The organism is Actinacidiphila sp. bgisy144 (assembly GCF_057708105.1).
Genome location: NZ_JBYIRM010000001.1, coordinates 479,723 through 504,290, shown reverse-complemented (window position 1 = coordinate 504,290; position 24,568 = coordinate 479,723). Strand labels below are relative to the sequence as shown.

Sequence of the window (24,568 nt, the reverse complement as noted above, 5' to 3'; positions counted from 1 at the left end):
GGCCGGGGGACGTGCTCGGGATCGGCCGGGACCTGCCGGGGCGTTGCCCAGGGATCGGGCGGGCCCTGCCCGGGACCTGCTGGAGCTCTGTCCGGGGATCGCTCGGACCCCGCCGGGGGCCCTGCTCGGGATCGGCCCGGACTTGCTCGGGATCGGTCGAGCCCTGCCCGGGATCTGCCGGGGCCCTACCCGGGGACCTGCTCGGGCCCCGCCGGGGGGCCTGCTCGGGCTCCGACGGGGAATCCTCAGGACTGGGCGATCGCGTCCAGCAGGGACATCGCCTCGATGATCGTGCGCCGCTGCTCCTCGGTGCAGCGGGTCTGCAACTCCCGGGCCAGCCACTCCTGGCGCGAGCGGCGGTCGCCCAGGCGCCGCTGCACGCCCTGCTCGGTCAGTGCCAGCAGCTGGCGGCGGCCGTCGTCCGGGTCGGGGCGCCGGGAGACGAGCCCGGCCTCCTCCAGGCCCGCCACGGTCTTCGCCATCGACTGCGGGCGGACCCGTTCCACCGCGGCGAGTTCGCTGACCGAGGCGGCCTCGCCCCTGGCCAGCCGGACCAGCACCGACGACTGGGCCGGAGTCAGACCGTCCCCGCTCACCTCCCGCAGCCGGCGCCGCAGCCGCCCGACGACGACCCGCACCTCCTCGGCCGCCCGCACCGCGGAGCCGCCGACCGCTCCGCCCGCCCCGTCGCCGCTGCCGTCCAAGGCCTTCGCGTCCATGGCCTTACGGTAGGGCCTCGCCGCGGCCCGTCCGCCGCCGCGGTCAGGACCGCCAGGGCAGTTCGGCCGTGATCCGGGTCGGGCCGCCCTGCGGCGAGTCCACCACCAGCACCCCGTCGACGGAGTCCAGCCGCTCGGCCAGCCCGGCCAGGCCCGAGCCGGCGTCCACCGCGGCGCCGCCGCGCCCGTCGTCGGACACGTGCAGCATCAGCCGGTCCTCGGTCTGCCAGACGTCCACGGCGGCGCGGGCGGCGCCGCTGTGCTTGCTGACGTTCTGGAGCAGCTCGGAGACCGTGAAGTAGGCGATGCCCTCGATCGCGGGCACCGGCCGGGCCGGCAGGTCCACGGTGACCGCGACCGGCACGGTGCAGCGCGCCGCGACCGCCGAAAGGGCCGGGCCGAGCCCCCGGTCGGTGAGGATCGCCGGGTGGATGCCGCGGGCGAGGTCGCGCAGCTCCTGGAGCGCCACCTTCACCTCGCCGTGCGCGTCCTCGACCATCGCCGCGCCCACCGCCGGGTCCTGGAGCAGCTTCTCCTTGGCCATCCCCAGGTCCATGGCCAGCGCCACCAGCCGGGCCTGGGCGCCGTCGTGCAGGTCCCGCTCGATCCGGCGCAGGTCGGCGGCCGCGGTGTCCACCACGGCGCCGCGGTCCGACTCCAGCTCACTGACCCGGTCGGCCAGCCGGGACGGGCCGAGCAGCCCGCTGACCAGCATCCGGTCCACGTGCGCCATACCCCGCACCGTCCACGGCAGCGCCAGCACCAGCGCCCCGCCGACGGCCACGCACAGCACCATGTCCGCGGGGGTGTGCAGCCACCAGCCGCCGCCGTGCCCGTCACCGTAGAGCTGGAGGCCGTCCTGGCCGAAGTAGACCGGGAACACCCAGCGCCACAGCGGGTAGGTCAGCAGGCCCCAGCCGTAGGTGAAGAAGCTGATCGACACGGAGAAGGTGAACACCCCCCACGGGAAGTGCAGCAGGCCGTAGATCGCGTGCCGCCAGTTCACGCCGCTGCCCAGCTGGCCGCCCAGCCACGGGAAGAAGCCGCGCCCGCGGGTGCGGACCGGGCCGGGCTCGGCGACGTCGAGCCACAGCAGAGAGCGGGCCCGCGCCCGCTCGGCGTACCCGATCGCGCGGCAGCCGCCCAGCGCCAGCACCAGCACCGGCAGCCCGACGAAGGTGATCAGCAGCCCGGCGCCCAGCGACAGCATCGTCACCGTCCACACGAAGCCGACGACGCCCATCGGCAGGTTCAGCAGCAGGTAGGCCAGCTCCCGCCAGGTACGCGCCTCCACGGGGGCGCGCAGCGCGGTGGGCAGCCGGTGCGCTCGCTCGGCGGGATGGATGCCGTACGCCATGGTCGGGACCGTCCTTTCGGTACTGCTGGTCATACCGACCACCCTGCTCCGGTCCGGCCCGGCCGCCCATGGTGCGGATCGGCGTCTTCGGGGTGGGGATTTCCCTACCCCGGCCGCGGCCCCATCCCCAGACCTGGCCCCGCCCCCGGACCTAGCTCCGGCCCCGGGCCTGGCCGCGGGGCGCCGCGGGGCGGCGGAAGTCCCGGTCCCGCCACGGCAGTTCCGCGGTCACCACGGTCGGCCCGCCCACCGGCGAGGCCACCACGAACAGCCCGTCCACGGAGTCCAGCCGCTCGGTGAGCCCGGCCAGCCCCGACCCGCCGGAGACGTCCGCGCCGCCCTGCCCGTCGTCGCGCACCTGGATCATCAGCCGGTCGTCGGCGCGCCAGACCTCCACCCAGGCGCCGCGGGCCCGGCTGTGCTTGCTGACGTTCTGGAGCAGCTCGGAGACGGTGAAGTAGGCGATGCCCTCGATCGCCTCGGCCGGCCGGGCCGGCAGGTCCACGGTGACCGCGACCGGCACGGTGCAGCGGGTCGCGACCGACGACAGCGCGGCGTCCAGGCCGCGGTCGGTGAGGATCGCCGGGTGGATGCCGCGGGCGAGGTCGCGCAGCTCCTGGAGCGCCACCTTCACCTCGCCGTGCGCCTCGCCGACCATCTTCGCCGCCGCCTCGGGGTCCTCCAGCAGCTTCTCCTTGGCCAGGCCGAGGTCCATGGCCAGGGCCACCAGCCGGGCCTGGGCGCCGTCGTGCAGGTCCCGCTCGATCCGGCGCAGGTCGGCGGCCGCGGTGTCGACGACCACCCCGCGGTCGGACTCCAGCTCCGCGATCCGCCGCTCCAGCTCGTCGGAGGGTTGGAGCAGCCCGCGGGCCAGCGCCCGGTCCACCGTCGACATGCCGCGGGCCAGGAACGGCAACAGCGGCCACAGCACGAACAGCGAGACCAGCGTCACCGTGAACGTGAGGATGCCCCACGGCAGCCGGATCGCCAGGTACAGCGCGTGCCGCCAGGCCACCGGGTCCTTCAGCGACGCCCACAGCCAGGGCAGGAAGCCGCCCATCGTCCGGGTGCGCAGCGGCCGCGGCTCCTCGATCCGCACCCCGAGCAGCGAGCGCGCCCGGGCCCGCTCCAGCCGCCCCAGCACCCGGCAGCCGCCCAGGCCGAAGGCGAGCAGCGGCAACCCGACCACCGTCACGGACAGCCCGGCGCCCAGCGACAGCGTCACCACCACGTAGACGAAGCCGAGCAGCGCCATCGGGAAGTTCAGCAGCAGGTTCGCGATCTCCCGCCACGTCACGGGGTCGAAGGCGAAGCGGGGCGGGGGCAGCGGCTGCGGCGCCGATGGCGCCGACGACGCGGGGGAGGTGTCCATGGGTCCAGCCTGCCGTCCCGCCGGGGGCCCGCGCCATGGGGTGCGCGCTCCGGTGGCCGGTGGGGTTATCCCCCCGGCCCCACCGCCCGCGGGCCGCCATCGGTGGACGGCTTCCTCCGCCGCTGAGGCCAGGGCCTAGACTCCCTCCGTATAAATCGTCTAAAGATCCATCCGGATCGCTGGACATCGCTGGTCAACGAGTGAACGAGGGGCGGACGGACGTGGCCTACTTCCACGGCTACTCGGTCGTCGGTCTGGTCGCGGTCGTCGGCGTGCTGTTCGTGACGGTCTCGTTCACGGCCGGGCGGCTGCTGCGACCGGACGTGCCGACCCGCGAGAAACTGCTCAGCTACGAGTGCGGCGTCGACCCGGTCGGCGAGGACTGGGCGCACACCCAGATCCGCTACTACGTGTACGCGTTCCTCTACGTGATCTTCGCGGTGGACGCGATCTTCCTCTTCCCGTGGGCGACGGTCTTCGCCGCCCACGGCTTCGGCGGTACCACGCTCGTCGAGATGTTCGTCTTCCTCGGCTTCCTCGCGGTCGGGCTGCTCTACGCGTGGAAGAAGGGCGTGCTGGAATGGACGTGACCCTGCCCGACCCGGCGCAGCCGCAGCCGGAACCGGCCGGGACGCTGCTGCCCGAGCCGCGCCGGCTCGGCCCGCTCGCCCGGCTGGCGCCCGAGCCGATGAAGGTCGTGCTCAACTGGGGCCGCCGCTACAGCCTGTGGGTCTTCAACTTCGGCCTGGCCTGCTGCGCGATCGAGTTCATCGCCGCGTCGATGGCCCGGCACGACTTCATCCGGCTCGGGGTGATCCCGTTCGCGCCCGGCCCGCGCCAGGCCGACCTGATGGTGGTCTCCGGCACGGTCACCGACAAGATGGCGCCGGCGGTGAAGCGGCTCTACGAGCAGATGCCCGAACCGAAGTACGTCATCTCCTTCGGCGCCTGCTCCAACTGCGGCGGCCCGTACTGGGACTCGTACTCCGTGACGAAGGGCGTCGACCAGATCATCCCGGTCGACGTCTACGTGCCCGGCTGCCCGCCGCGCCCCGAGGCGCTGCTCCAGGGCATCCTCAAGCTCCAGGAGAAGATCGCCCGCGAGTCGCTCGGCGAGCGGTACGGGCGCCGAGCCGGCCGCGGGCAGCCCTCGACCGCCGCGCTGACCAGCTCACTGGTGGCCCCGCCGCCGGCGGAGGCGGAGGAGCGGTGAGCCACTTCGAGCAGCTTCCCCAGGCCGCGGCCGAGGTCTTCGGCGAGGGCGCGACCGCCGAGGAGTCGTACGACCTGCTGACCGTCGACGTCCCGCCCGCCGGATGGGTGGCGGCGCTGACCGCGGCCCGGGACGTGCTCGGCTGCACCTTCTTCGACTGGCTCAGCGCGGTGGACGAGCCGGGCACCGGCTTCCGGGTCTGCGCCCACCTCGTCCGGCTGGAAGGCGGTCTCGGGCGGCTGCTGGTGCGCACCACGGTGCCCCATGACGCGGCCGAACTGGCGAGCGCCACCGGCGTCTTCGCGGGCGCGGGCTGGCACGAGCGCGAGACGCACGAGATGTTCGGCGTCGCCTTCACCGGGCACCCCGGGATGGCACCGCTGCTGCTGCCCGACGAGTTCGAGGGGCACCCGCTGCGCAAGGACTTCGTGCTGGCCGCGCGGGTGGCCAAGGCGTGGCCGGGCGCGAAGGAGCCGGGCGAGTCGCACGACGGCGGCCCGAAGCGGCGCCAGATGCTGCCGCCCGGGGTGCCGGACCCGAACGACTGGGGCCCGTTGAAGGGCCAGTTGCCGCCCGCGCCGGCGCGTCCGGCGCGCCGCGCGGGAGCGGGCGGCGCCGCGGGGGAGCGGCCGGCCCGCCGGACGCGGACGGCGGGGGAGGGTTCGGCGAGCCAGTCCGGCGCGGCGGGCGGCGCGGCTGGCGGCACGGGGGGCGGCGGTACGGAGCGCCCGGCCCGGACGCCGCGCCCGGCCGGCCCGGACGCGCCCTGGCAGCAGCCGGCCGGGCAGCCGCCCGCGGAGCCCTCGAAACCGGCGGAACCGGAGTCGGCCGAGCCGTCGAAACCTGCCGCGCCGTCGAAACCTGCCGCGCCGTCGAAACCCGCCGAGCCCCCGCGGTCCGAGCCGCCTCAGGCCGACCGGCCGCAGGAGGAGCCGAAACCCGCGCCGCCCGCACGTGACGAACCGCCCACCGGCGAAGGAGAAGGAGGCCGTACCCCGTGAACGACACGCTCCATGTCGTCCTGCGGCTGGTCGCCGTCCTCGTCGCGTTCCTGGTCCTGCCGCTGGCGGTCGGGCAGACCGAGCACAAGGTGATGGCCCACATGCAGGGCCGGCTCGGCCCGATGTACGCCGGCGGCTTCCACGGCTGGGCCCAACTCGTCGCCGACGGCGTGAAGTTCGCGCAGAAGGAGGACGTGGTCCCGGCCGACGCGGACCGCCGGATCTTCCAGCTCGCGCCCGCCGTCGCCCTGCTGCCCTACCTCCTGGTGCTGGTCGTGATCCCCGTCGGGCCGCACGGCTTCGTCGGGGAGGCGGTCGACGCCGGGCTGTTCTTCGTGCTGGCCGTGATGGGCGTCGGCGTCCTCGGCTCGCTGATGGCCGGGTGGGCGTCGGCGAACAAGTTCTCGCTGCTCGGCGGCCTGCGCACGGCCGCCCAGCTGATGGCGTACGAACTGCCGATGCTGCTGGCCGCGGCGTCCGTGGCGATGGCCGCGGGCACCCTGTCGCTGCCGGGGATCGTCGAGTCGTACCACTGGTGGTGGACGCTGTGGCAGCTCATGGGCGGCCTGGTGTTCTTCACCGCCGGACTCGCCGAGCTGCAACGGCCGCCGTTCGACATGCCGGTGGCCGACTCCGAGATCATCTTCGGCGCGTACACCGAGTACACCGGGCTGCGCTTCGCGCTGTTCCTGCTCGCGGAGTACGCCGGGATCGTGGTGCTGTGCGCGCTGACCGCGGTGCTGTTCCTCGGCGGCTGGCACGGGCCCTGGTCCGGCAGCGTCGGCTGGCTGTGGACGCTGCTGAAGACCGGCGTGCTCGCCTTCGTGGTGATCTGGCTGCGGGTGAGCTACCCGCGGCTGCGCGAGGACCAGTTGATGAAGTTCGCCTGGACCGTGCTGATCCCGATTTCCCTCGTCCAGATCGCCCTGACCGGCGTCGTCAAGGTGGTGACCTCGTAAGCCATGCCGATTCCCGGCTCCGGCCTGGCCAAGGGCCTGGCCGTCACCCTGCGCACGATGACGAAGAAGACCGTCACCGCCCGCTACCCCGACGCGCAACCCGAACTCGCCCCGCGCAGCCGCGGTGTGATCGCGCTGTTCGAGGAGAACTGCACGGTGTGCATGCTGTGCGCCCGTGAGTGCCCCGACTGGTGCATCTACATCGACTCGCACAAGGAGACCGCGCCGCCCGCCGCCCCTGGTGGCCGCGAGCGCAGCCGCAACGTGCTGGACCGCTTCGCGATCGACTTCTCGCTGTGCATGTACTGCGGCATCTGCATCGAGGTGTGCCCCTTCGACGCGCTCTTCTGGTCGCCGGAGTTCGAGTACGCCGAGACCGACATCCTCGACCTGACGCACGAGCGCGACAAGTTGCGCGAGTGGATGTGGACGGTGCCGCCTCCGCCGCCGCTCGACCCTGCGGCCGAGGAGCCGAAGGAGGTCGCGGCCGCGCACAAGGCGGCGGAGAAGGCCGCGCAGGCGGCAGCTCAGGCAGCTCAGGCAGCACAGGCTGCTCAGCAGGCCGAGCAGGCCGAGCAGTCGGGGCAGGCCGAGGGTGCCTCGGAGGACGACCGGCCCGGGGAGGGCGAGGCGTGATGCACGGCAGTGTCGCCAGCCACCACGGCTTCCTCTCGCCGACCGGCGTCGAGATCACCTTCCTGCTCGTCGGCCTCGCCACCCTCGGCGCGGCCGTCGTCACCGTCACCACCCGCCAGCTCGTGCACGCGGCCCTGTGGCTGGTGGTCGCGCTCGGCGGGATCGCGGTGGAGTACCTGCTGCTGACCGCCGAGTTCATCGCCTGGGTGCAGGTGCTGATCTACGTCGGCTCGGTGGTGGTCCTGCTGCTGTTCGGCCTGATGCTCACCAGGGCGCCGATCGGCCACTCGCCCGACGCGGACTCCGAGAACCGCTGGGTGGCCCTGGCGGTGGCGGTGGCGGCCGCGGCCACGCTGGTGTGGGTGGTGGTGGACGCCTTCCGCAGCACCTGGATCGACGTGCACCGCACCGCCGGGGTCAGCGCCACCAAGGTCACCGGCAGCAGCCTCTTCCGGTTCTGGGTGCTGCCCTTCGAGGCACTGTCGGTGCTGCTGCTGGCCGCGCTGGTCGGCGCGATCGTGCTGTCCCGGCGCAGGGCGGGCACCGGAGCCGCCGCCCTGCCCGCCGCCGGGTCCGGCGGCCTTTCCGCCCCGAACGGCAAGGACCGCTGATGCACCTCGTCTACCCCGCCGTGCTGGCCGCCCTGCTCTTCTGCGTCGGCCTGTACGGGGTGCTCGCCCGGCGCAACGCGATCCTCGTCCTGATGTCCGTCGAGCTGATGCTCAACGCCGTCAACCTCAACCTGGTCGCCTTCGACACCTGGCTCGGCGACCGCCTGCACTCCGGGCAGGCCCTCACCCTGTTCACCATCACCGTCGCCGCCGCGGAGATCGGGCTCGGGCTGGCGATCGTGCTGCTGGTCTACCGCAACCGCGGCACCTCCGACATCGACCGCCTCGCCGACCTGGCCGACCCCGGACGGCCGCTCGGCGCGCCCGCGCCCCCGGACGCCGCCGACCCGGACGCCGGTCCGGGTGCGGCCGCCGGCCCCGACGAGAAGGCAGAGGCCACCGCGTGACCCTGACCGCCCTTGCCGCGCTCGTCCCCGCACTGCCCTTCCTGGGCGCGGCCGCCGGACTCCTGCTCGGCCGGCGCGCACCCGGCTTCGTCCGGCCGCTGGCGGTGCTGCCCACCGCCGCGGCCTTCGTGCTCGCCGCCGTCGTCGCCGCCCGCCAGGGCACCGGGCAGGCCACCGACGCCGCCCACCGGCTGACCGCGACCGGCTCGGTGCCGATCGACCTCGCGCTGCACCTGGACGGCTTCTCCGTCCTGATCGCGCTGCTCGTCGGCCTGGTCGCTACCTGCGTGCAGGTCTACTCCGTCTCCTACCTGCGGGACGACCCGCGCTACCCGTCCTACGCGGCGCTGGTCTCGCTGTTCACCGCCGCGATGCTGCTCGTCGTCTACTCCGGCGACCTGATGGTGCTGCTGGTCGGCTGGGAGGTCATGGGCATCTGCTCCTACTTCCTGGTCGGCCACTACTGGGAGACCGAGGCGGCCCGCTCCGCGTCGATCAAGGCGTTCCTGGTCACCAAGCTCGGCGACGTCCCGTTCCTGATCGGCGTGTTCGCGCTGGCCGCGGACGCCGGCACCTTCCGGATCAGCGGCATCCTGGCCGCCGCCGCCGACGGGCGCCTGCACCACCCCACGGTGACCGCGCTGCTGCTGCTCGCCGGGGTCGCCGGCAAGTCCGCGCAGTTCCCGCTGCACACCTGGCTGCCCGACGCGATGGCCGGCCCCACCCCGATCTCCGCGCTGATCCACGCCGCGACCATGGTGGCCGCGGGCATCTACCTGGTCGCCAGGCTGCTGCCGGTGTTCACCGCGTCCGCCGCCGCGCTCGCGGTGCTGGCCGCGATGGCCGCGATCACCATGGTCGGCTCCGGCCTGGCCGCGCTCGCCCAGGACGACATCAAACGGGTGCTCGCCTACTCCACCATCGGCCAACTCGGCTACATGGCGGGCGCGCTGGCCGTCGGCGACCGCGACGCCGCCGTCTTCCACCTCCTGTCGCACGCCGCGTTCAAGGCGCTGCTCTTCCTGGGCGCGGGCGTGGTGATCCACGCGGCCGGCACCAACTCGCTGACCGCGATGTCCCGCATGGGCGGGCTGCGCAGGCGGGTGCCCGACGCGATGTGGACCATGGGCCTGGGCCTGGCCGCGCTGGCCGCGCTCCCGCCGCTGTCCGGCTTCTTCTCCAAGGAGTCGGTGCTGCGCGCCGCGGAGCACGCCGCCGGCGGCGACACCGCGCACGTGCCGTCGGCGGTCGGCTGGACGGTGCTGGTGGCCGGGCTGGCCACCGCTGTGCTCACCGGCGCCTACGCCACCCGGCTGTTCCTGCTCGCCTTCCTCGGCAACGGCCCGGCCGTCCCCGACCACGGCCGCCAGCCGCTGCCGATGACCGCGGTGCTGTGGGTGCTGGCCATCCCCACCGTCGCCTTCGGCGGGCTCGCCTACCGCGAACTGCCCGACTGGTTCGGCGGCAGCCCGCTCGGCCCGACCCTGGTCACCGCCCTGCTGGGCACCGGGCTCGCGCTGGTCGGCGTACTGCTCGCCTACGGCGCCTGGCGCGCGGTGGCCGCCAGCCGCCGGGCCGTGCCGATCGGCGCGCTCGCCGCCGAACCGCCGGACACCGCGGGCGCGCTCACCGACCACCTCGACGCGGACTCCGAACCCGCCCTGATCGAGGCCGAGGCCGAAGAACACCACAAGGAGGTCTACGGCGACGTCGCCGCCGCCCGCGACCCCGGCGACCCGGGCCGGCTGCTGCTCGGCCCGCTGCACACCGCCGCCGCGCACGGCTTCCACCTCGACGCCCTGTACACCGCGCTGTTCGTCCGGCCGGTGCTGGCCGCCGCGTCCCTGGTCCGCTTCCTGGACCGGGACGTGGTGGAGACCTGGGTACGCGGCGCCGCGGGCACCCCGAACCTGCTCGGCGCGGCCGTCCGCAAGGCCCAGACCGGAAACGTCCAGACCTACCTCAGCGCGCTGCTGGCCGGTGCGGTCGTCCTCGCCGTCCTCGTCGCCGTCGGAGGCTGAGCCCGAAGTGAACGACACCGCCCTTCAGTACATCCTCGCGGCGATCCTGGTGCTGCCGCTGCTCGGCGCGCTCGGCGCCCTGCTGCCGGCGCCGCCCGGTCTGCGCGGCCGCGGCCCGGACCAGGCGGTGCTGCGGCACGGCGTGACCGTCACCGGCGCGGTGCTGGTCCTCGCGGTGGTGCTCGCCGCCGGCTTCGACCACTCCCACCCGGCCAGGATGCAGGCCACCACCGACCTGGACTGGATTCCCGCGCTGCGCATCCACCTCCACCTCGGGGTGGACGGCATCTCGCTGCCGCTGCTGGTGCTGACCGCGCTGCTGACCTTCCTGTGCGCGCTGTACTCGTACTTCAAGATGCCGGACGGGCCCCGGCCGCGCGCCTTCGTCGCCCTGCTGCTGCTGCTCGAGGGCGGCACGCTGGCCAGCTTCGCGGTGCTCGACCTGATCCTGTTCTTCCTCGCCTTCGAGACCGTGCTGGTCCCGATGTACTTCCTCATCGCGCGCTGGGGCGGCGCGAACCGGGAACGCTCGGCGCTGCGCTTCATCGTGTACACCCTCCTCGGCTCCGTGGTCATGCTGCTCGGCCTGCTCCTCATCGGCGTGAAAGCGGGCACCTTCGACATGGTGGCACTCGCCACTGACAACGGGTCACACCTCAGTCACACCACGCAACTGGTCGCGGTCCTCGCGATCGGCCTCGGCCTGGCCGTGAAGGCCCCGATGTGGCCGCTGCACAGCTGGCTGCCGGACGCGCACACCGCCGCACCCACCGCCGGATCGGTCCTGCTCGCCGGGGTGCTGCTGAAGATGGGCACCTACGGCCTGGTCCGGGTGGTGCTGCCGATCGCGCCCGGCGGGATGCACACCTTCGCCCCGTACCTGGCCGCCTTCGCGGTCGTCGGCATCGTCTACGGCTCGCTCGCCTGCCTCGCGCTGGCCCGGCAGGGCAACGGCGGCGACCTCAAACGGCTCATCGCCTACTCCTCGGTCGGCCACATGGGCTTCGTGCTCCTCGGCATCGCCTCCATGACCCGCACCGGCGTCAACGGCGCCCTGTTCGCCAACGTCGCCCACGGCCTCATCACCGGCCTGCTCTTCTTCCTCGTCGGCGCCCTGAAGGACCGCTACGGCACCAGCGACCTCGACCGGCTCGCGGGCAGCGGCGGCGCCGCCCTCTACGGCCGCGCGCCGCGCCTGGGCGGGCTGCTGGCCTTCGGCGCCGTCGCCTCGCTCGGCCTGCCGGGCCTGGCCGGGTTCTGGGGCGAGATGCTCGCGATGTTCGGCTCCTTCACCCCCGGCGCCGGCCTCAGCCGCCCCGCCTACGTCACCTTCACCGCGATCGCCGCCTTCGGCACCCTGCTCACGGCCGCCTACCTGCTCGTCGTGGTCCGCCGGATCTGCATGGGCGACCGCGACACCGCCCGGGCCGAGCCGGCCCTCGCCGACGTGCAGGGCTACGAGTTCGCCGCCTGGACGCCGCTCGCCGCCCTCACCGTGCTGGCCGGACTGTGGCCCGCGCTGCTGCTCGGCCTCACCGAACCGGCCGTACGCTCCCTGCTCGGAGGAAGCTGATGACCTCCCTCGGCGCGCTGACCGCGTCCGTCGACTGGACCGCGATCGCCCCGGCCGCGATCCCCGCCGCCCTGGCCGTCCTCCTGCTGGTCGCCGACCTCTTCCTGCCGCCGCGGCACAAGCGGCTGCTGGCCTGGGCGACCGTGGCCGGGCTCGCCCTGGCGCTGCTCTCCCTGATCCCGCTGCGGGCCGGGCACCACGCCACGTTCTGCGGCACCGACCCCGCCGCCGGCTGCTCGTACACCGCGGACCGCTTCGCGCTCGTGGTGCAGGTGCTCGTACTCGGCGGGGCGCTGCTCACCGCGCTGCTGTCCGCGCCCGCCGTCGAGGAGGAGCTGCCGGCCGGCGAGTTCTGGTTCCTGCTGCTGGCCTCCGCGGCCGGCGCCACCCTGCTGCCCGCCTCCCGGGACCTGGCCACCCTCGTCGTGGCGCTGGAGGTCACCACGCTGCCGTCGTTCGCCCTGGTCGGGCTGCGCCGCGGCGACCGGCTGAGCAGCGAGGCCGCGCTGAAGTTCTTCCTCACCTCGGTGACCGCCACCGCTGTGTCGCTGCTCGGCGTCAGCTTCCTGTACGCCACCACCGGCACCCTCTACCTCGACCGGATCGGCCGCACCCTCGGCCACGAACCGGCCCAGCTGCACACCCTCGGCAAGGCCGGCGCCGCCCTGACGCTGGTCGGCTTCGCCTTCAAGCTGGCGGTGGCGCCCTTCCACTTCTGGGTGCCCGACACCTACGCCGGCGCGCCGCTGCCGGTCGCCGCCTACCTGTCGGTGGTCGGCAAGGCGGCCGGCTTCTCCGGCCTGATCCTGATCACCACGCTCGCCCTGCACCCGTACGCCGACACCTGGGGCCCGGCGATGGGCGTGCTGGCCGCGCTGACCATGACCGTCGGCAACGTCGGCGCCCTGCGGCAGCGGCCCGGCGCCGAGCGCGGCGCCGTACGCCTGCTCGCCTGGTCCTCGATCGGGCAGGCCGGCTACCTGCTGGTGCCGCTCGCCGCCGAGTCCTCGGGCCACCCCGCCGGCTACCACGTCGGCACCACCGTGGCGTACGCCCTGATGTACGCGGTGGTGAACCTCGGCGCGTTCGCCGTCGCGGCCCTGGTCGGCCGCAGCGCGCCGCACGGGCGGCTGACGGACTACCGCGGCCTGTACGCGGCCCGGCCCGCGGCCGCCCTCGCGCTCGCCTTCTTCCTGCTCTGCCTGGCCGGACTGCCGCCCGGCCTGATCGGCCTGTTCGCGAAGGTGGCGGTCTTCTCCACGGCGGTCGACGCCCAGCACGGCTGGCTCGCGGTGATCATGGCCGTCAACGTGGCGATCGCGCTCGTGTACTACCTGCGGTGGACGGCGCTGCTCTTCGCCTCAGCAGGCGGGACGAAGGCCGCGGCGGCCGCTGCCGAGCTCTCCGCGGACGGCGGGGGCGCGCCGGCGGCCGGTGCGGCCGCCGCACGGACCCCCTTCGCGCTGGGCGCGGCCATCGCGCTTGCCGCCGCGGCGGGCGTGGTGCTGTCCGGCGCGCCGCAGGTCGTGCTGCGCTACGCGGCCGGAGTGCTGCTGTGAGTACCCGCCGCCGACCCGGCCCCGCGGCGGCGAACCGGTCCGCCACGGCCGCGCCGCAGGTGGGGCGGCACGAGGCGCGGACCCGGCCGGTTCCGGCCTCGTTCGCACGGTAGCGCTGCGTACGCACACGGGAACCAACGGCGCCCGACTCGCGTTGACCAGTGCAGGAGGTTTTCCTGAGGGGGAGGTCCCCGCCGCACACCTTGGAGGGCGCACGTGCACCGCCGGCACAACGGGTTGAAGACCGCCGTACTCCTCGGCGGCCTGTCCGCACTCATCCTGGTCATCGGCAGCTTCTTCGGCCGGACCGGGCTCATCGTGGCGCTCGTCATCGCCCTGGGCACGAACGCGTACGCGTACTGGAACAGCGACAAGATGGCGCTGCGGGCCATGCGCGCCCGCCCGGTCAGCGAGTTCGAGGCGCCCGAGATCTACCGGATCGTCCGCGAGCTGTCCACGGCGGCCCGGCAGCCCATGCCGCGGCTGTACATATCGCCCACCGAGGCGCCGAACGCCTTCGCCACCGGCCGCAACCCGCGCAACGCGGCGGTCTGCTGCACGGAGGGCATCCTCCAGATCCTCGACGAGCGGGAGCTGCGCGGCGTGCTCGGCCACGAGCTGAGCCACGTCTACAACCGGGACATCCTGATCTCCTCGGTGGCCGGCGCGCTCGCCTCGGTCATCGTCTTCCTGGCGAACTTCGCCTGGCTGATCCCGGTCGGCCGCTCCGACGACGACGAGGGCCCCGGCATCCTCGGCATGCTCCTGCTGATGATCCTCGGCCCGGTGGCCGCCTCCCTGATCCAGCTGGCCGTCTCCCGCTCCCGGGAGTACGAAGCGGACGCCTCCGGCGCCCGCCTCACCGGTGATCCGCTCGCCCTCGCCTCGGCGCTGCGCAAACTCGACACGGGCACGAAGCAGCGTCCGCTCGCGGCTGAGCCTAGGCTGGAAACGACGAGTCACCTGATGATCGCCAACCCGTTCCGGCCGGGTGACGCCTCCAAGCTGTTCTCGACGCACCCGCCGATGGCCGAGCGCATCGCGCGCCTGGAAGAGATGGCAGGTCGCAACCGATGAAAACGATCCTCAACATAATCTGGCTCATCCTGTGCGGGCTGTGGATGTGCCTGGGCTACTTCCTGGCCGGGCTGCTGCTGTGCATCACCATCATCGGTATCCCGTTCGGTATAGCGGCCTTCCGCATCGGCGTCTACGCCCTGTGGCCCTTCGGCTACACCACCGTCGAACGCCGCGACGCCGGCGCCGGCTCCCTCGTCGGCAACATCCTGTGGCTGATCCTCGCCGGCTGGTGGCTGGCACTCGGCCACATCGTCACCGGGATCGCGCTGTGCGTCACCATCATCGGCATCCCCTTCGGCATCGCGAACTTCAAGCTGATTCCGCTGTCGCTGATGCCGCTGGGCCGGGAGATCGTGCCGACGGACCAGCCGTTCGCCACCCGCTGAGCGGTTCCGGGCCCCGACGGAGAAGGCGCGCGTCACCTGACGCGCGCCTCGCGCTTTTCCGGCCCCTCCCCGCCCCCGCCGGCCGCCCGTACGCTCTACTCCGGCCGTTACCGACCGTACCGAGGAGATCGCGATGACCCTGCAAGTCGGCGACAAGGCACCGGACTTCACCCTCCCCGACCAGAACGGGGCACCGGTGGCGCTCAGCGAGCGGCTGGCGCGCAACACCGTCGTCCTGTACTTCTACCCCAAGGACAACACCCGCGGCTGCACCGCCGAGGCGTGCAGCTTCCGCGACGGCTACGAGAGCTTCACCGACGCCGGCGCCGAGGTGATCGGCGTCAGCTCCGACAGCGTCGCCTCACATGACAAGTTCGCCGGGCGCCACGAACTCCCCTTCACCCTGCTCTCCGACGCAGACCGCGCCGTCCGCAAGCAGTACGGCGCCACCACCCTCGGCGTCGTCCCCGCCCGGATCACCTTCGTCATCGACCAGGCCGGCACCATCCGCCACGCCTTCTCCTCAATGAGCAACGTCGGCGCCCACGTGGACGACGCGCTGGCGGTGGTCAAGCAACTCAAGGGCGACGACGCGGCCCCCGCCGACCCGCCCGCGAGCGACCAGTAACCCGAGTCCGGCAACCCCCGTCCCCGCCTCCTGCCCCCGCCCCCGCTGCAACGCCCGAGGCCGGCGGGCCGCCCCCCAGGGCACCCGCCGGCCTCGTACCGCGTGCTGCTCGTTCCCCCGTCCGCGGGCCCGCGGAGCTCAGCGGTAGTTGACGAACTGGAGCGCGAAGTCCAGGTCCTTGCCCTTGAGCAGGGCCTGCACGGACTGGAGGTCGTCACGGCTCTTGGAGCTGACCCGCAGCTCGTCGCCCTGGACCTGCGCCTTGACGCCCTTCGGGCCCTCGTCACGGATGATCTTCGCGACCTTCTTGGCGTTCTCCTGGGAGATGCCCTCCTCGATCGACGCGAAGATCTTGTACTCCTTGCCGGACAGCTGCGGCTCGCCCGCGTCCAGCGCCTTCAGCGAGATCCCCCGCTTGACCAGCTTGCTCTCGAAGACGTCCAGGATCGCCTTCACGCGCTCCTCGGAGTTCGCCTCCAGCAGGATCTTCTCCCCGGACCACGAGATCGACGCGCCGACATTCTTGAAGTCGTAGCGCTGCGAGATCTCCTTGGCGGCCTGGTTGAGGGCGTTGTCGACCTCCTGCCGCTCGACCTTCGAGACGATGTCGAAACTGGAGTCGGCCATCTTCAGTGGGCTCCTTGACTGTGTTCATCGGTACGTCGGTTCCATCACATCGGCGGCGGCCCGACCGGGCACCGCCACCGGCCCAGCCTAGCCATCCCCGCCGCCGATGCCCTGATCAATCCGGTGGCGAACCACCCCTCTGCATCAGGTATCGTTTACCCCGTCGCCACGACCCCCGGCCCACCAGGCCGGCCCGCGGCGCCATCCCATGGCGGTATGCCCGAGTGGCCAATGGGAGCGGACTGTAAATCCGTCGGCTTAGCCTACCGTGGTTCGAATCCACGTGCCGCCACACCCCGAAGAGGGCCCCCGACCTGCGCTTGCGCTGGCCGGGGGCCCTCTTCGGGTGTCCGGCGCCGATGCTGGCTGTCTCGCTGAGCGCCGCTCCGACCCGGTGTCTACCAGCCTCTCTGGACGAGACGTGGACGGGATTTCCCGGTCGCATCTGCGACAGCGAAGCACAGGAGGGGCACGCTCAGGACGGCAGCCTGCGCTGGGCGAGGCGGGCGGAGATCTTGGCGTTGGCCTCGTCGTCGCCGCCCTTGAGGAACTTGGCGTAGAAGCGGAAGAGGACGGCGACGCTCTGGCCGGCTCGGTGGGCGACGAGCTGAGGCTCGACACCGGAGCTGAGCCAGGTGGAGACGGCTGCGTGGCGCAGGTCGTACGGCCGCTTGGCGAGCTTGGTCTTCAACTCGTCGGGGGAGAGGGTGTCCTCGCGGGCTCGGCGCCAGACCTCGCCGTAGCCGCTCTCCTGGACGATGCCGCCGCGGGCGGTACGGAAGACACGGCCGTCGGGCGCGTAACCGTAGACGGTGATGTGCCAGCGGAGGAGGGCGACGAGTTCTGGGGGGATCGGCACCCAACGGACAGCACTTCGGGGGCGGTGCTTGAGCCCTTTCCGGTCGTGGGCCTCGCCCGAGTCCGTCCACGGTCGACCAGCGCGCGGTCGGCTTTCGTGCAGTCGGACCATGCCCCAGCCGCGACGCGGAAGCTTCAGGTCGGGCCGGCTGAGGCCGACGATCTCGCCGGGGCGTGCGGCGCCGTAGTAGATGCAGCCGAAGAACGCCTTGAGGTGACGGCCGCGCGCTCCCTGATCGGCCACCGACGCGAGCAGCGACTCGGCGAGTTCCGGGTTCGGCACGCACTCCGGATCGAGTTCCTCCTCGATCCGCTCGGGCGGCTTCCACTGAAGTGCTGGGAGAGGGTTCTCGGTGAGGAGATCCGCTTCCACCGCGAAAGCGAGGGCCTGGTGGAAGACGGCCCGCTTGCGGTGGATGACGGACGCCGCGGACGTCTTGCCGTCGAGACGTTTCGCGCACGCGTTGAGGGCCTTGCGCACGGTTGCTGCTTCTGCGAGGGCGGAGATCGGAAGGGACTTCTTGGCGAACCATGCCAACGCCTGCTTGATGTCCTCCGGCGGATCGATGGTCCAGCGGTTCTTGTTGAACGCCCAGCTGTAGAGCGCCCGCCTCGCAAGCCTGGCGTCGGGCATTCCCTTCGTGTCCTTGACGAGCACGGCGGCAACCGTGGCCATGGTGTCCGCGTACCCGGTGCGCGTCTTCGCCGGAGCGTGGTCCCACTTGAGGTCCACGTAGTTCCGGGCGTGCTGGTAGAAGGAAATGTCCTTCTGCTTCCGGACCTTGGACTTGGGCATCCCGGTCTCGACGTCGAACGGCTCACCGGCCCGCGCGGCGGTGATGAGTTCCGCCCTCCTGCTCTCCGCCAGCCCGGACGTCAGGAAGGACTCGGAGTGCGGCCGAATGCCGACCTGCCAACGGAGCTGGTAGGGCTTGCGGTACGGGCGCTTGCGGATGGCCCACACCCGAACGGTGTAACTCCACTCGGTCACGCCTCCTCCATCTCACGGAGGAACGAGTCGAGTTCGCTGCGGCGTACGCGCAGGTGACCGTTCGGCAGACGGTGAACCTTCGGGCCCAGACCGCGATTGCGCCAGCGGTACCAGGACGCACGGGTAATCCCGAGTTCGTCCAGGACCGCGGACAGCGGCAGTAACTCGTCCTTGGGCGGGCGGTGGTGGCGCCGGTAGTGGGTGGTCACGTCACACCACCTCGGTCCCAGACTTGATGAAGGGGAAGCGGCTCGTTCGGATGATGGTGTCGACGCGGGGGAAGACGGCGTAGATGCGGATGGTGGTCCCACCGATGGCGGTCACGCATTCCAGGAATTCCCTGCTGTCGAAGGCGCGGTGCGTGGCGGAGTCGGCGGGGAGGTTGAGGGTTTCGCGCCAGGTCTCCCAGGCGCCGGGGCTGTCGAGCTGGATGTCGACCTGGTCCGGGAGCAGGTTGTGGGAGACGACGTATGCGCCGGGGAGGTGGGGGTGGAGCTCGGTGAGGTGGAGCAGGGCGCGTAAGGCGTCCGCTTGCGCCGCGAGGGGCGGTTGCGGGCCGGGGGCGTAGGGCATGCTGGGGGCACCTCCTGTGCCGTGTTGGCGGGGCGGGAGGCCGGAGCAGCGGGCGTCCTTGGCCGGTTGGCCGCTGCTCCGGGTCGAGTCAGGTGTCGTCGGTGGTGGGGTGGGACGGGGCGACGGTGGTGGTGGCGACGAGGGAGACGGTGCCGTCGGGGTCGCCCTCGAAGACGGTTTCCATCCAGTCCCAGGTGTGTTCGCCGTTGAGCAGGGTGTAGCCGAGGGCGGCGAGGGCGTTGGTGCGGGCGCGGAGGGTGGGGATGCCGTCGGCGAGGGGGAAGGGGACGGTGGGCCAGCGGGCTTCGTCGGGCAGCGCGACGAAGACCTGCCATTCGGTGCCGTCGTAGGACTGGATCATGTGGGCGCGGATGGCGCGGGTGTGGGGCATGTGCTCCGTTCGTCGGGGGCGTGGGCGGGTGGCGCGGGGGTCAGCTCGCGCGGAGGAAGCCGTGGGTGTCGGCGTAGTGGATGAGGTGGTGGAGGGCTCGCTCGGCGTGCTGGCCGTAGGCGTGGGCGGCGTCGGCGAGGGTGGTCGACAACCCCGTTTCCTCGGTGGCCTCTTCGGTGTCCTGGGCCTGCTCGCACGCGATGAGCTGGTTGCGGAGGGCAGTGAGGTCGCGGGCGCCGGCCTGCGTGGTGAGGGAGTTGCTGAGGTCGGGGAGGTCGTCGGCGGCCAGGGGGTAGTTGCCGTGGCGGTCGCGGGGGAGTTCGGCGTGGTGGGGGCGCTCGGCGCGCAGGACGGCGGCGATGGCGTTGGCGGTGCCGTGGGCGTAGCCGAGGGCGGCGTTCTCGTACAGGTCGCGGGTGTGGTGTTCGAGGACCATGTACAGGTCGCTGAGCTGCCACAGGGCCTCGTCGTGGGGACGCACGGGCTCGGAGGTGCCGGAGATGGTAAGCAGGCCGGGGACCGGGATGATCCGGGCGGGGTCGGCGGTGCGGGCGGTGTGGCGGGCGTGCTGGTGGGCGGCGCGCAGTTCCTCGGTGGCGGCGGCGAGGGCGCGCACACTGTCGAGGAGGCTGAGGTGCCATTCCGGGGTGGTCTCGGGCATCGGTTTCCTCCGTCGGGCGATCCGTCGGGCCGGGCTGTCCGGTCCTCGGAGCGGCTCCAACGCCCCTCGCTGGGACGAGAGTTGGAGCCGTACCGGGGGCCGTCAGTCCAGCGGTCCGGCCGGGGCCGGCGCGAGCCCGGCGCGTTCGAGGAGCTGGTGGAGGTCCCCGCCGACGGCGGCGAGGCGGTGCTCGACGGCCTGCCAGGACTCGGCGTCGATGGACATCAACGCGGTGATCGCGGTGGGCCCCTGACCGAGTTCGAGGGCGGTGAGGGCGTCGCGGAGGTCCCCGACGGCCATCAGGGAGAGCTTGGGCGCGGGGTTCTGGACGCACATGGTGAACTCCCTTGGGGTCATGTGTGGTTGCCGGGTATGGCGTCGCGGAGGGCGGACATGATCTGGTCGATGGACGGGGCGGCGCTGCTGCGGGCGAGGTAGAAGCCGAAGAGCAGGGCGACGATCGCGGCGCCGGCGCCGAGGGCGCGGTAGCGGATGAGCAGGGCCACGAGCGCGCCGAAGAGGACGAGCGCGGAGATGCTGAAAGCCATCTGGGTGCCTTTCTCAGGAGCGAGCGGAGGCGGTCAGCGGGTGCCCTCGCGGTGGAGCCGCGTGGCGACGTTGTAGAGGTGGCGGCCGACCCGGACGCGCTGTCCGTAGCCGCGGCAGCGGCGGCACTCCCGGCCCCGGACGATCCGCCCGCGCCGGTTCTGCCGGACCTTGAACCCGAACCCGCCGCACCTGCGGCAGACCCCGAGCGGGCTCGCGGCGCAGAGGGCGGCGTAGCAGGCGACGGCGATCACGACGAGGGTTATAGCGGCGGTGAGTGAGGGCATGGGAAACCCCTTCCAGGGCGGAATCAGGGCGTGCGGAGAGTGGGCCGCTAGGAGCTAGTGGACAGGTCAGATGCGGTGTGGGGCGCTAGCGGGGGTGCTAGACCTAGCGGGCTGGGGCGCTAGAGTCACCGCGACATCGGCCGGGACGGCGTCACCGTCCGTGATTGTCACTGGGGCGGTGGACGATGGCCGTATGAGTTTCGACCTTGGCGTCCTTGCGATGGACGAGCACGTGGACGGGGCCTCGGCAGCGGCGATGTACCAGCGCTGCCAGGCGGGCGCTCATCCGGAAGGCGATCCGGATGAGCGAGTGATCGCCTTCTATGAGTCGTTGCGAGCGCGATTCCCCGACCAGGCGGACAGCGTCGATTCGCCGTGGATGGAGCGGCCGTTGGACATCGGCATCGATCACGTGATGCTCACGATGAGCTATTCGGACCGGAGTACGCCCGCACTCAGGGCTGTCGAAGAACTTGCCGCTCTGCACTCCTTGGTCATTTGGGACCCGCAGTCGAGCGACGTCTACCTGCCGGAAGCTGAGACCACCACTCCCTGAATTAAGCGGCGGTACTGGTCCCGCCTCGCTCGGCGAGGGCCTTGAGGACGTCGTCGCGCCGCAGTCCGCGGCGGTTGGCGCCCTTGCCGTCCGCGGTCCCCCACACCTGCACGGTGCGGATGCCGTATGGCTTGACGGCGGCGGCCAGTTGCTCCGGCGTCCACTGGCCGTAGACCTCGGGGCGGAGTTCAGCGAGTCGGGTAACGATGTCCTCGCTCCATGCTTTGGCCTTGCCAGGCGGGAGCGCGGAGACAAGGTCGGTCAGCAGGTCGTACGCGGCCGCGCTCGTCGGGGCGTCCTCGCCGAGCGCGTGTCCGCTGAGCCGTCCCGCCTGCTTCCGTAGCTCGTAGACGCGCAACGCCAGCGCATCGGCGCTGGGGGAGTTCAGCTTGACGCACCGGACGATGCGGGCATCGGCTCCCTCGCCGACGAACCATGCGATGCCCTTGTCGTCCCAGGCAAGGGTGTTGGCGCGGACGCCGCGCTTGTAGGAGCCGGTGCCGAGGACCATGTCGTTCTCGATCTGACCCATCACCTTGAGGCACCACCGCACGGTGGCGTTCGCGGAGATCCCGGTCGGCAGCGACTTGGAGTCGGGCCGCTGGGTGGCGAGCAGAAGCGTGATGCCGAGGGCCGGGCCGCGCTTGACGAGGTCGGTGCAGTGCTCTTCGAACTCGGCGCCGTGTTGCGGGTGTTCGAACCACTTCTGGCACTCGTCCACGCCGACGATGATCGGGTGCAGGCCGAGCGACTTGCGGTCCGCGAGAGGCGAGGTGACCTTCGACTCTGGGCACAGGTCTTTCGGCAGTTCGCGGATGACGCGAGCCCGTCGCCTCAACTCCGCGCGCAGGTCCCGGAGATCGGCGAGCGCGTAGGCGATGTCGTCCTCTTCCTCGCCGGCCCGGTAGCGGTGGGCGACGCGGGCGAGGGGCGAGAGGTCGCCGGTGCCCTTGAGGTCGTAGGCGTGGATCTCGGCGCGCAGGTCCATGCAGGTGATCAGCAGGACCAGGCGCAGGAGGAACGTCTTGCCCATCCGGGGGACGGCCCCGATGATCCCGGAGACGTACATCAGCGTCTGCGAGACCCATCGTCCGCGCTGGTCGGTGGCGAACGGCTGCGGCTTGAACAGGTCGACTGAACCGGCAGCCAGGAGAGGCCATTTGGGTTGGCGGGTCTTGGACATGTCCTGGTCGCCGACCCACAGGCGCAGCCGTCCGGTGTGCTCGTCGGGAACTGCCTCCGGCCATACGCACCCGAGCGGGCGCCGCAGCCCGCTCGCCAGCTTCTCCCGACGGTCGAGGACATCGGTCACGGTGACGCCGTAAGGGAGATCACCCTCGGCGAGCCATCCGGGGCCGTCGCGGGTGATGGGTGCGGTGAAGGCGAATCCCGGATTCCCCTTGGCCTGGGCCTGGTTGATCGCGGGAATGCCGAGTGCGCCGAGCGCGCGCAGCACGATGTCGCTGGTGAGCTTGGTCGCTCTCGGGATGTCCACAGCCCGGTGGATGACCGGCGCGTCTTCGGGTTGCCCGAATCTGCCGAGGGCGAGGGTGAGCAGCGCCCCGCTCGCAGCGAGCACCCACGCAGGGGCGAGTACGTACAACGCGAGAGCGGTCGCCGTCCCGAAGACGGCGGCGAGGATGCCGACGACCGTACGCCACCGCACCCGCCGGTCCCGCTGCCGTGACAGCTTGAGGTACTCCTCGATGTCTTCACGCGTGGCCGCGGCCTGTCGCAGCGGGCCGCCTTCCGCGTCGGCCACCCACCGCAGCGAGCCGCCGACGAAACGTGCGGTGCCACGTGGGGCTTGAAGGGAGAGGCGGACGGCGTACCAGGGCAGGCGGACCGCGTGATACGCGCTGACATGGCCGACGTATCCGCCCAACCACCGTGCAGCGCTACGGAGATCTCGCCGTGAGCGCGCCCACGTCGGCACGATCGGGCGGCGCTTCGCGCCAGGGATGCGATCGGTGAGGCCATGACGGGGGCGGTTGTCGGGCTGGTCGACCAGGGGCACGGCGTCGGGCGGCGGTAAGGACTTCTCCACGGGTGTGTCGTCGGGTCGGGCATGTTCCACTGGCGGTTCCTTCCTGCGCGGAGGGGACGCCGGGGTCCGGCCCTACCCGCCAAAGCAGCGGCCGGGCCCCGGTGATGGGGTGGCGCGAACCGAGTGGCGTCAACGCGGCGTGTTCACCGGACGCGGTCCGCGTTCACGGTCGAGCCGTACGAACACGCTGTGGACGTAGCTCGGGGCGCGGGTGGCGCGGCGGGCGGTCTCGCGGACGGTGAGGCCGTCGGTCCAGCCGCGTTCGATGGCTGCCAGCGCCTCGGAAGTGCCGAGCTTGGCGGGCGAACGTTCGGGAGAGCACGTCTCTCCTGAAGCCGTGCTCCCCGCGTGGTGTTCAGTGAACGGCGGCAGCGGGAAGCGGCGAGCGTTCGCCGTCGCCCGTGTCATCTGCGCGCGCACGTGGTGAGCTAGCGCGGACGCCGTCGGGTCCGGTCGCGCCGCCCACGGAGACGGCAGCGCGATCGTCGCGAGGTCGACCGCGTGACGGCGGGCCGCGAGCTGGTCGAGCAGCTTGTCGCGCTGATCGGCGTCGGTGCCGACGGACGCCTTGGCCACAGCTACGGACAGCTGGCGCGCGATCCGCCGACCGCGCCGCTTTCCTCGCCGCGCTGGGCTGATCTCGGCGAGCCGAGCGGCCAGTGCCACTGCTCGTACGGTGGCGCGGTCGCGGGTGATCTGGGCGGCGTCGCGATGCCGCTCGGCGACCCCGAGTCGGGAGAGCAGACGTTCCCGCAGCTCCCTCATCAGCAGGGCGCCGAAGCCGTTGGACGACGCGTCCGGTGCGCGGTGCCGTAGCTCGATGCCCATCGCGAGGTGCCACAGCAGTGCCGCCAGCACCGGACCGACGAAGGCGCGTACGGTGCCGCCGATCGGGCCGGACTCGGCGTACGCGGGGATGATCTGCACTCCCGTGATAACCCAGACGAGCACGCCGGGGACTCCGGGAGCTGCGCTCGGTCCGTTCAGGTTCTGCCGGGCCAGCAACGCGGTCGCGAACAGGGCGAGTTCGGCCGCACCGAACATGGCGGCGCGCTCGGCGGCTCCCGCTATGTCGAGGTAGTCGGCGGCGAACCGCCATGAGGTGTCGGCGCTGTACGCCGTGCAGCCGGCCGCCGCGAGGGCGGCGACGCGCACCGCCGTTGTGCCGCGCCGCAGTTGCCGGACGAGGAGCCAGGCGGCCCAGGCCGCCAGCGCGATCAGGGCGAACGTGGCGGCCGGGCTACGGGTGAGGCTCGCGAAGGCGTTCACGCCGCCTCCCGTACCGGGGCCGCGGTGCCGCGTAGCAGTTCGGCGCCGCCGAGCCGTAGGGCGTACCAGGCGTCCTGCAAGGTAAGGTCGTCGCGGTTGCCCTCGTCCAGCAGCTCGGCGAGTACGTCGCGGGCCACCGCCAGGCGAGCGGCCCGTTCGTCCGCAGCCTCGTGCACGCCGGGCGGACCGCGGAACAGCTCCCGGAAGCATCCCGGGAGTTCTCCTAACTCCAAGTCGTCG

General features: G+C 72.3%; 29 protein-coding genes and 1 tRNA gene. 15 read left to right on the top strand and 15 right to left on the bottom strand.

All coding sequences use genetic code 11. The features are described 5' to 3' along the window. Window positions 1–245: 245 nt before the first annotated feature. The 3 genes from AC3EVP_RS02475 to AC3EVP_RS02465 all read right to left on the bottom strand — a co-directional run bounded on the left by AC3EVP_RS02475 (window position 246) and on the right by AC3EVP_RS02465 (window position 3,448). The gene (locus AC3EVP_RS02475; protein WP_335978378.1) at window positions 246–719 is read right to left on the bottom strand and encodes a MarR family winged helix-turn-helix transcriptional regulator; all 474 of its coding nucleotides are present in this window, start codon (window positions 717–719) and stop codon (window positions 246–248) included. 43 nt (window positions 720–762) lie between these two features. Continuing rightward, window positions 763–2,109 (bottom strand): sensor histidine kinase, encoded by a 1,347-nt coding sequence (locus AC3EVP_RS02470; protein ID WP_435125353.1) that lies wholly within the window; start codon window positions 2,107–2,109, stop codon window positions 763–765. A gap of 118 nt (window positions 2,110–2,227) precedes the next feature. After that, window positions 2,228–3,448 (bottom strand): sensor histidine kinase, encoded by a 1,221-nt coding sequence (locus AC3EVP_RS02465; RefSeq protein WP_335978376.1) that lies wholly within the window; start codon window positions 3,446–3,448, stop codon window positions 2,228–2,230. A gap of 221 nt (window positions 3,449–3,669) precedes the next feature. Between AC3EVP_RS02465 and AC3EVP_RS02460 the strand changes: the two genes are divergently transcribed. The 13 genes from AC3EVP_RS02460 to AC3EVP_RS02400 all read left to right on the top strand — a co-directional run bounded on the left by AC3EVP_RS02460 (window position 3,670) and on the right by AC3EVP_RS02400 (window position 15,522). Next, a complete protein-coding gene (locus AC3EVP_RS02460) occupies window positions 3,670–4,038 on the top strand; it encodes an NADH-quinone oxidoreductase subunit A (RefSeq protein WP_335978374.1) in 369 nt (122 codons plus the stop codon). Beyond that, window positions 4,029–4,661, top strand: coding sequence for an NADH-quinone oxidoreductase subunit B (locus tag AC3EVP_RS02455; protein ID WP_335978372.1), 633 nt, complete (start codon window positions 4,029–4,031; stop codon window positions 4,659–4,661). Before AC3EVP_RS02460 ends, AC3EVP_RS02455 begins: the two co-directional genes overlap by 10 nt. Beyond that, window positions 4,658–5,662 carry an NADH-quinone oxidoreductase subunit C gene (locus tag AC3EVP_RS02450; RefSeq protein ID WP_435125348.1) on the top strand — a complete coding sequence of 335 codons (1,005 nt, stop codon included), beginning with the start codon at window positions 4,658–4,660 and terminating at the stop codon, window positions 5,660–5,662. The genes AC3EVP_RS02455 and AC3EVP_RS02450 overlap by 4 nt, the downstream gene beginning before the upstream one ends. Further along, window positions 5,659–6,621, top strand: coding sequence for an NADH-quinone oxidoreductase subunit NuoH (gene nuoH, locus AC3EVP_RS02445; RefSeq protein ID WP_335978368.1), 963 nt, complete (start codon window positions 5,659–5,661; stop codon window positions 6,619–6,621). Before AC3EVP_RS02450 ends, nuoH begins: the two co-directional genes overlap by 4 nt. Window positions 6,622–6,624: 3 nt before the next feature. Beyond that, entirely contained in the window at window positions 6,625–7,257 is a 633-nt protein-coding gene (locus AC3EVP_RS02440) for a NuoI/complex I 23 kDa subunit family protein (protein WP_435125345.1), read from the top strand. Next, window positions 7,257–7,868, top strand: a complete 612-nt coding sequence (locus AC3EVP_RS02435; protein ID WP_435125341.1) for an NADH-quinone oxidoreductase subunit J family protein — start codon at window positions 7,257–7,259, stop codon at window positions 7,866–7,868. Before AC3EVP_RS02440 ends, AC3EVP_RS02435 begins: the two co-directional genes overlap by 1 nt. Continuing rightward, complete coding sequence (gene nuoK, locus AC3EVP_RS02430; protein ID WP_435125339.1) at window positions 7,868–8,275, top strand: NADH-quinone oxidoreductase subunit NuoK; 408 nt, start codon at window positions 7,868–7,870, stop codon at window positions 8,273–8,275. Before AC3EVP_RS02435 ends, nuoK begins: the two co-directional genes overlap by 1 nt. Next, the gene (locus AC3EVP_RS02425) at window positions 8,272–10,296 is read left to right on the top strand and encodes an NADH-quinone oxidoreductase subunit 5 family protein (RefSeq protein WP_435125336.1); all 2,025 of its coding nucleotides are present in this window, start codon (window positions 8,272–8,274) and stop codon (window positions 10,294–10,296) included. The genes nuoK and AC3EVP_RS02425 overlap by 4 nt, the downstream gene beginning before the upstream one ends. Before the next feature lie 7 nt (window positions 10,297–10,303). Next, entirely contained in the window at window positions 10,304–11,869 is a 1,566-nt protein-coding gene (locus AC3EVP_RS02420) for a complex I subunit 4 family protein (protein ID WP_435125333.1), read from the top strand. Next, window positions 11,869–13,428, top strand: coding sequence for an NADH-quinone oxidoreductase subunit N (locus AC3EVP_RS02415; RefSeq protein ID WP_435125330.1), 1,560 nt, complete (start codon window positions 11,869–11,871; stop codon window positions 13,426–13,428). The genes AC3EVP_RS02420 and AC3EVP_RS02415 overlap by 1 nt, the downstream gene beginning before the upstream one ends. A gap of 216 nt (window positions 13,429–13,644) precedes the next feature. After that, window positions 13,645–14,505, top strand: coding sequence for a zinc metalloprotease HtpX (gene htpX / locus AC3EVP_RS02410; RefSeq protein WP_435125327.1), 861 nt, complete (start codon window positions 13,645–13,647; stop codon window positions 14,503–14,505). Next, window positions 14,502–14,894: a YccF domain-containing protein gene (locus AC3EVP_RS02405; RefSeq protein ID WP_435125324.1), complete on the top strand. Its 393-nt coding sequence runs from the start codon at window positions 14,502–14,504 to the stop codon at window positions 14,892–14,894. Before htpX ends, AC3EVP_RS02405 begins: the two co-directional genes overlap by 4 nt. A gap of 133 nt (window positions 14,895–15,027) precedes the next feature. Continuing rightward, on the top strand, window positions 15,028–15,522 hold the full coding sequence (locus tag AC3EVP_RS02400) for a peroxiredoxin (RefSeq protein ID WP_435125322.1): 495 nt from the start codon (window positions 15,028–15,030) through the stop codon (window positions 15,520–15,522). Window positions 15,523–15,660: 138 nt separating this feature from the next. On the opposite strand, the gene AC3EVP_RS02395 is transcribed toward AC3EVP_RS02400, so the two are convergent. Continuing rightward, the gene (locus AC3EVP_RS02395; protein WP_335978348.1) at window positions 15,661–16,149 is read right to left on the bottom strand and encodes a YajQ family cyclic di-GMP-binding protein; all 489 of its coding nucleotides are present in this window, start codon (window positions 16,147–16,149) and stop codon (window positions 15,661–15,663) included. A 210-nt stretch (window positions 16,150–16,359) separates the two neighbouring features. Between AC3EVP_RS02395 and AC3EVP_RS02390 the strand changes: the two genes are divergently transcribed. Then, window positions 16,360–16,441, top strand: a tRNA-Tyr gene (locus AC3EVP_RS02390). A 183-nt stretch (window positions 16,442–16,624) separates the two neighbouring features. Here AC3EVP_RS02390 and AC3EVP_RS02385 read toward each other — a convergent pair. From AC3EVP_RS02385 to AC3EVP_RS02350, 8 genes are all read right to left on the bottom strand, one after another. Beyond that, window positions 16,625–17,998, bottom strand: coding sequence for a tyrosine-type recombinase/integrase (locus AC3EVP_RS02385; protein ID WP_435125318.1), 1,374 nt, complete (start codon window positions 17,996–17,998; stop codon window positions 16,625–16,627). After that, window positions 17,995–18,207: a helix-turn-helix transcriptional regulator gene (locus AC3EVP_RS02380; protein WP_435125314.1), complete on the bottom strand. Its 213-nt coding sequence runs from the start codon at window positions 18,205–18,207 to the stop codon at window positions 17,995–17,997. Before AC3EVP_RS02380 ends, AC3EVP_RS02385 begins: the two co-directional genes overlap by 4 nt. Window position 18,208: 1 nt before the next feature. Further along, window positions 18,209–18,571: a hypothetical protein gene (locus AC3EVP_RS02375; RefSeq protein ID WP_435125311.1), complete on the bottom strand. Its 363-nt coding sequence runs from the start codon at window positions 18,569–18,571 to the stop codon at window positions 18,209–18,211. Between the two features lie 88 nt (window positions 18,572–18,659). Beyond that, window positions 18,660–18,962 (bottom strand): DUF6303 family protein, encoded by a 303-nt coding sequence (locus AC3EVP_RS02370; protein WP_435125308.1) that lies wholly within the window; start codon window positions 18,960–18,962, stop codon window positions 18,660–18,662. A 40-nt stretch (window positions 18,963–19,002) separates the two neighbouring features. After that, window positions 19,003–19,623: a hypothetical protein gene (locus tag AC3EVP_RS02365; RefSeq protein WP_435125305.1), complete on the bottom strand. Its 621-nt coding sequence runs from the start codon at window positions 19,621–19,623 to the stop codon at window positions 19,003–19,005. 102 nt (window positions 19,624–19,725) lie between these two features. Next, entirely contained in the window at window positions 19,726–19,959 is a 234-nt protein-coding gene (locus tag AC3EVP_RS02360; protein ID WP_435125302.1) for a hypothetical protein, read from the bottom strand. A 17-nt stretch (window positions 19,960–19,976) separates the two neighbouring features. Further along, window positions 19,977–20,171, bottom strand: a complete 195-nt coding sequence (locus AC3EVP_RS02355) for a hypothetical protein (RefSeq protein WP_335971623.1) — start codon at window positions 20,169–20,171, stop codon at window positions 19,977–19,979. Between the two features lie 33 nt (window positions 20,172–20,204). Continuing rightward, window positions 20,205–20,423 carry a hypothetical protein gene (locus tag AC3EVP_RS02350; RefSeq protein WP_435125298.1) on the bottom strand — a complete coding sequence of 73 codons (219 nt, stop codon included), beginning with the start codon at window positions 20,421–20,423 and terminating at the stop codon, window positions 20,205–20,207. 226 nt (window positions 20,424–20,649) lie between these two features. Here AC3EVP_RS02350 and AC3EVP_RS02345 point away from each other — a divergent pair, with 226 nt between their 5' ends. Then, window positions 20,650–21,012 carry a hypothetical protein gene (locus tag AC3EVP_RS02345; protein WP_435125295.1) on the top strand — a complete coding sequence of 121 codons (363 nt, stop codon included), beginning with the start codon at window positions 20,650–20,652 and terminating at the stop codon, window positions 21,010–21,012. Window position 21,013: 1 nt separating this feature from the next. Here AC3EVP_RS02345 and AC3EVP_RS02340 read toward each other — a convergent pair whose 3' ends face one another. The 3 genes from AC3EVP_RS02340 to AC3EVP_RS02330 all read right to left on the bottom strand — a co-directional run bounded on the left by AC3EVP_RS02340 (window position 21,014) and on the right by AC3EVP_RS02330 (window position 24,504). After that, window positions 21,014–23,089 carry a cell division protein FtsK gene (locus tag AC3EVP_RS02340; protein WP_435125292.1) on the bottom strand — a complete coding sequence of 692 codons (2,076 nt, stop codon included), beginning with the start codon at window positions 23,087–23,089 and terminating at the stop codon, window positions 21,014–21,016. A gap of 99 nt (window positions 23,090–23,188) precedes the next feature. Further along, the gene (locus AC3EVP_RS02335; protein ID WP_435125289.1) at window positions 23,189–24,328 is read right to left on the bottom strand and encodes a hypothetical protein; all 1,140 of its coding nucleotides are present in this window, start codon (window positions 24,326–24,328) and stop codon (window positions 23,189–23,191) included. Continuing rightward, window positions 24,325–24,504, bottom strand: coding sequence for a hypothetical protein (locus AC3EVP_RS02330; RefSeq protein WP_435125286.1), 180 nt, complete (start codon window positions 24,502–24,504; stop codon window positions 24,325–24,327). Before AC3EVP_RS02330 ends, AC3EVP_RS02335 begins: the two co-directional genes overlap by 4 nt. Between the last annotated feature and the right edge of the window lie 64 nt (window positions 24,505–24,568).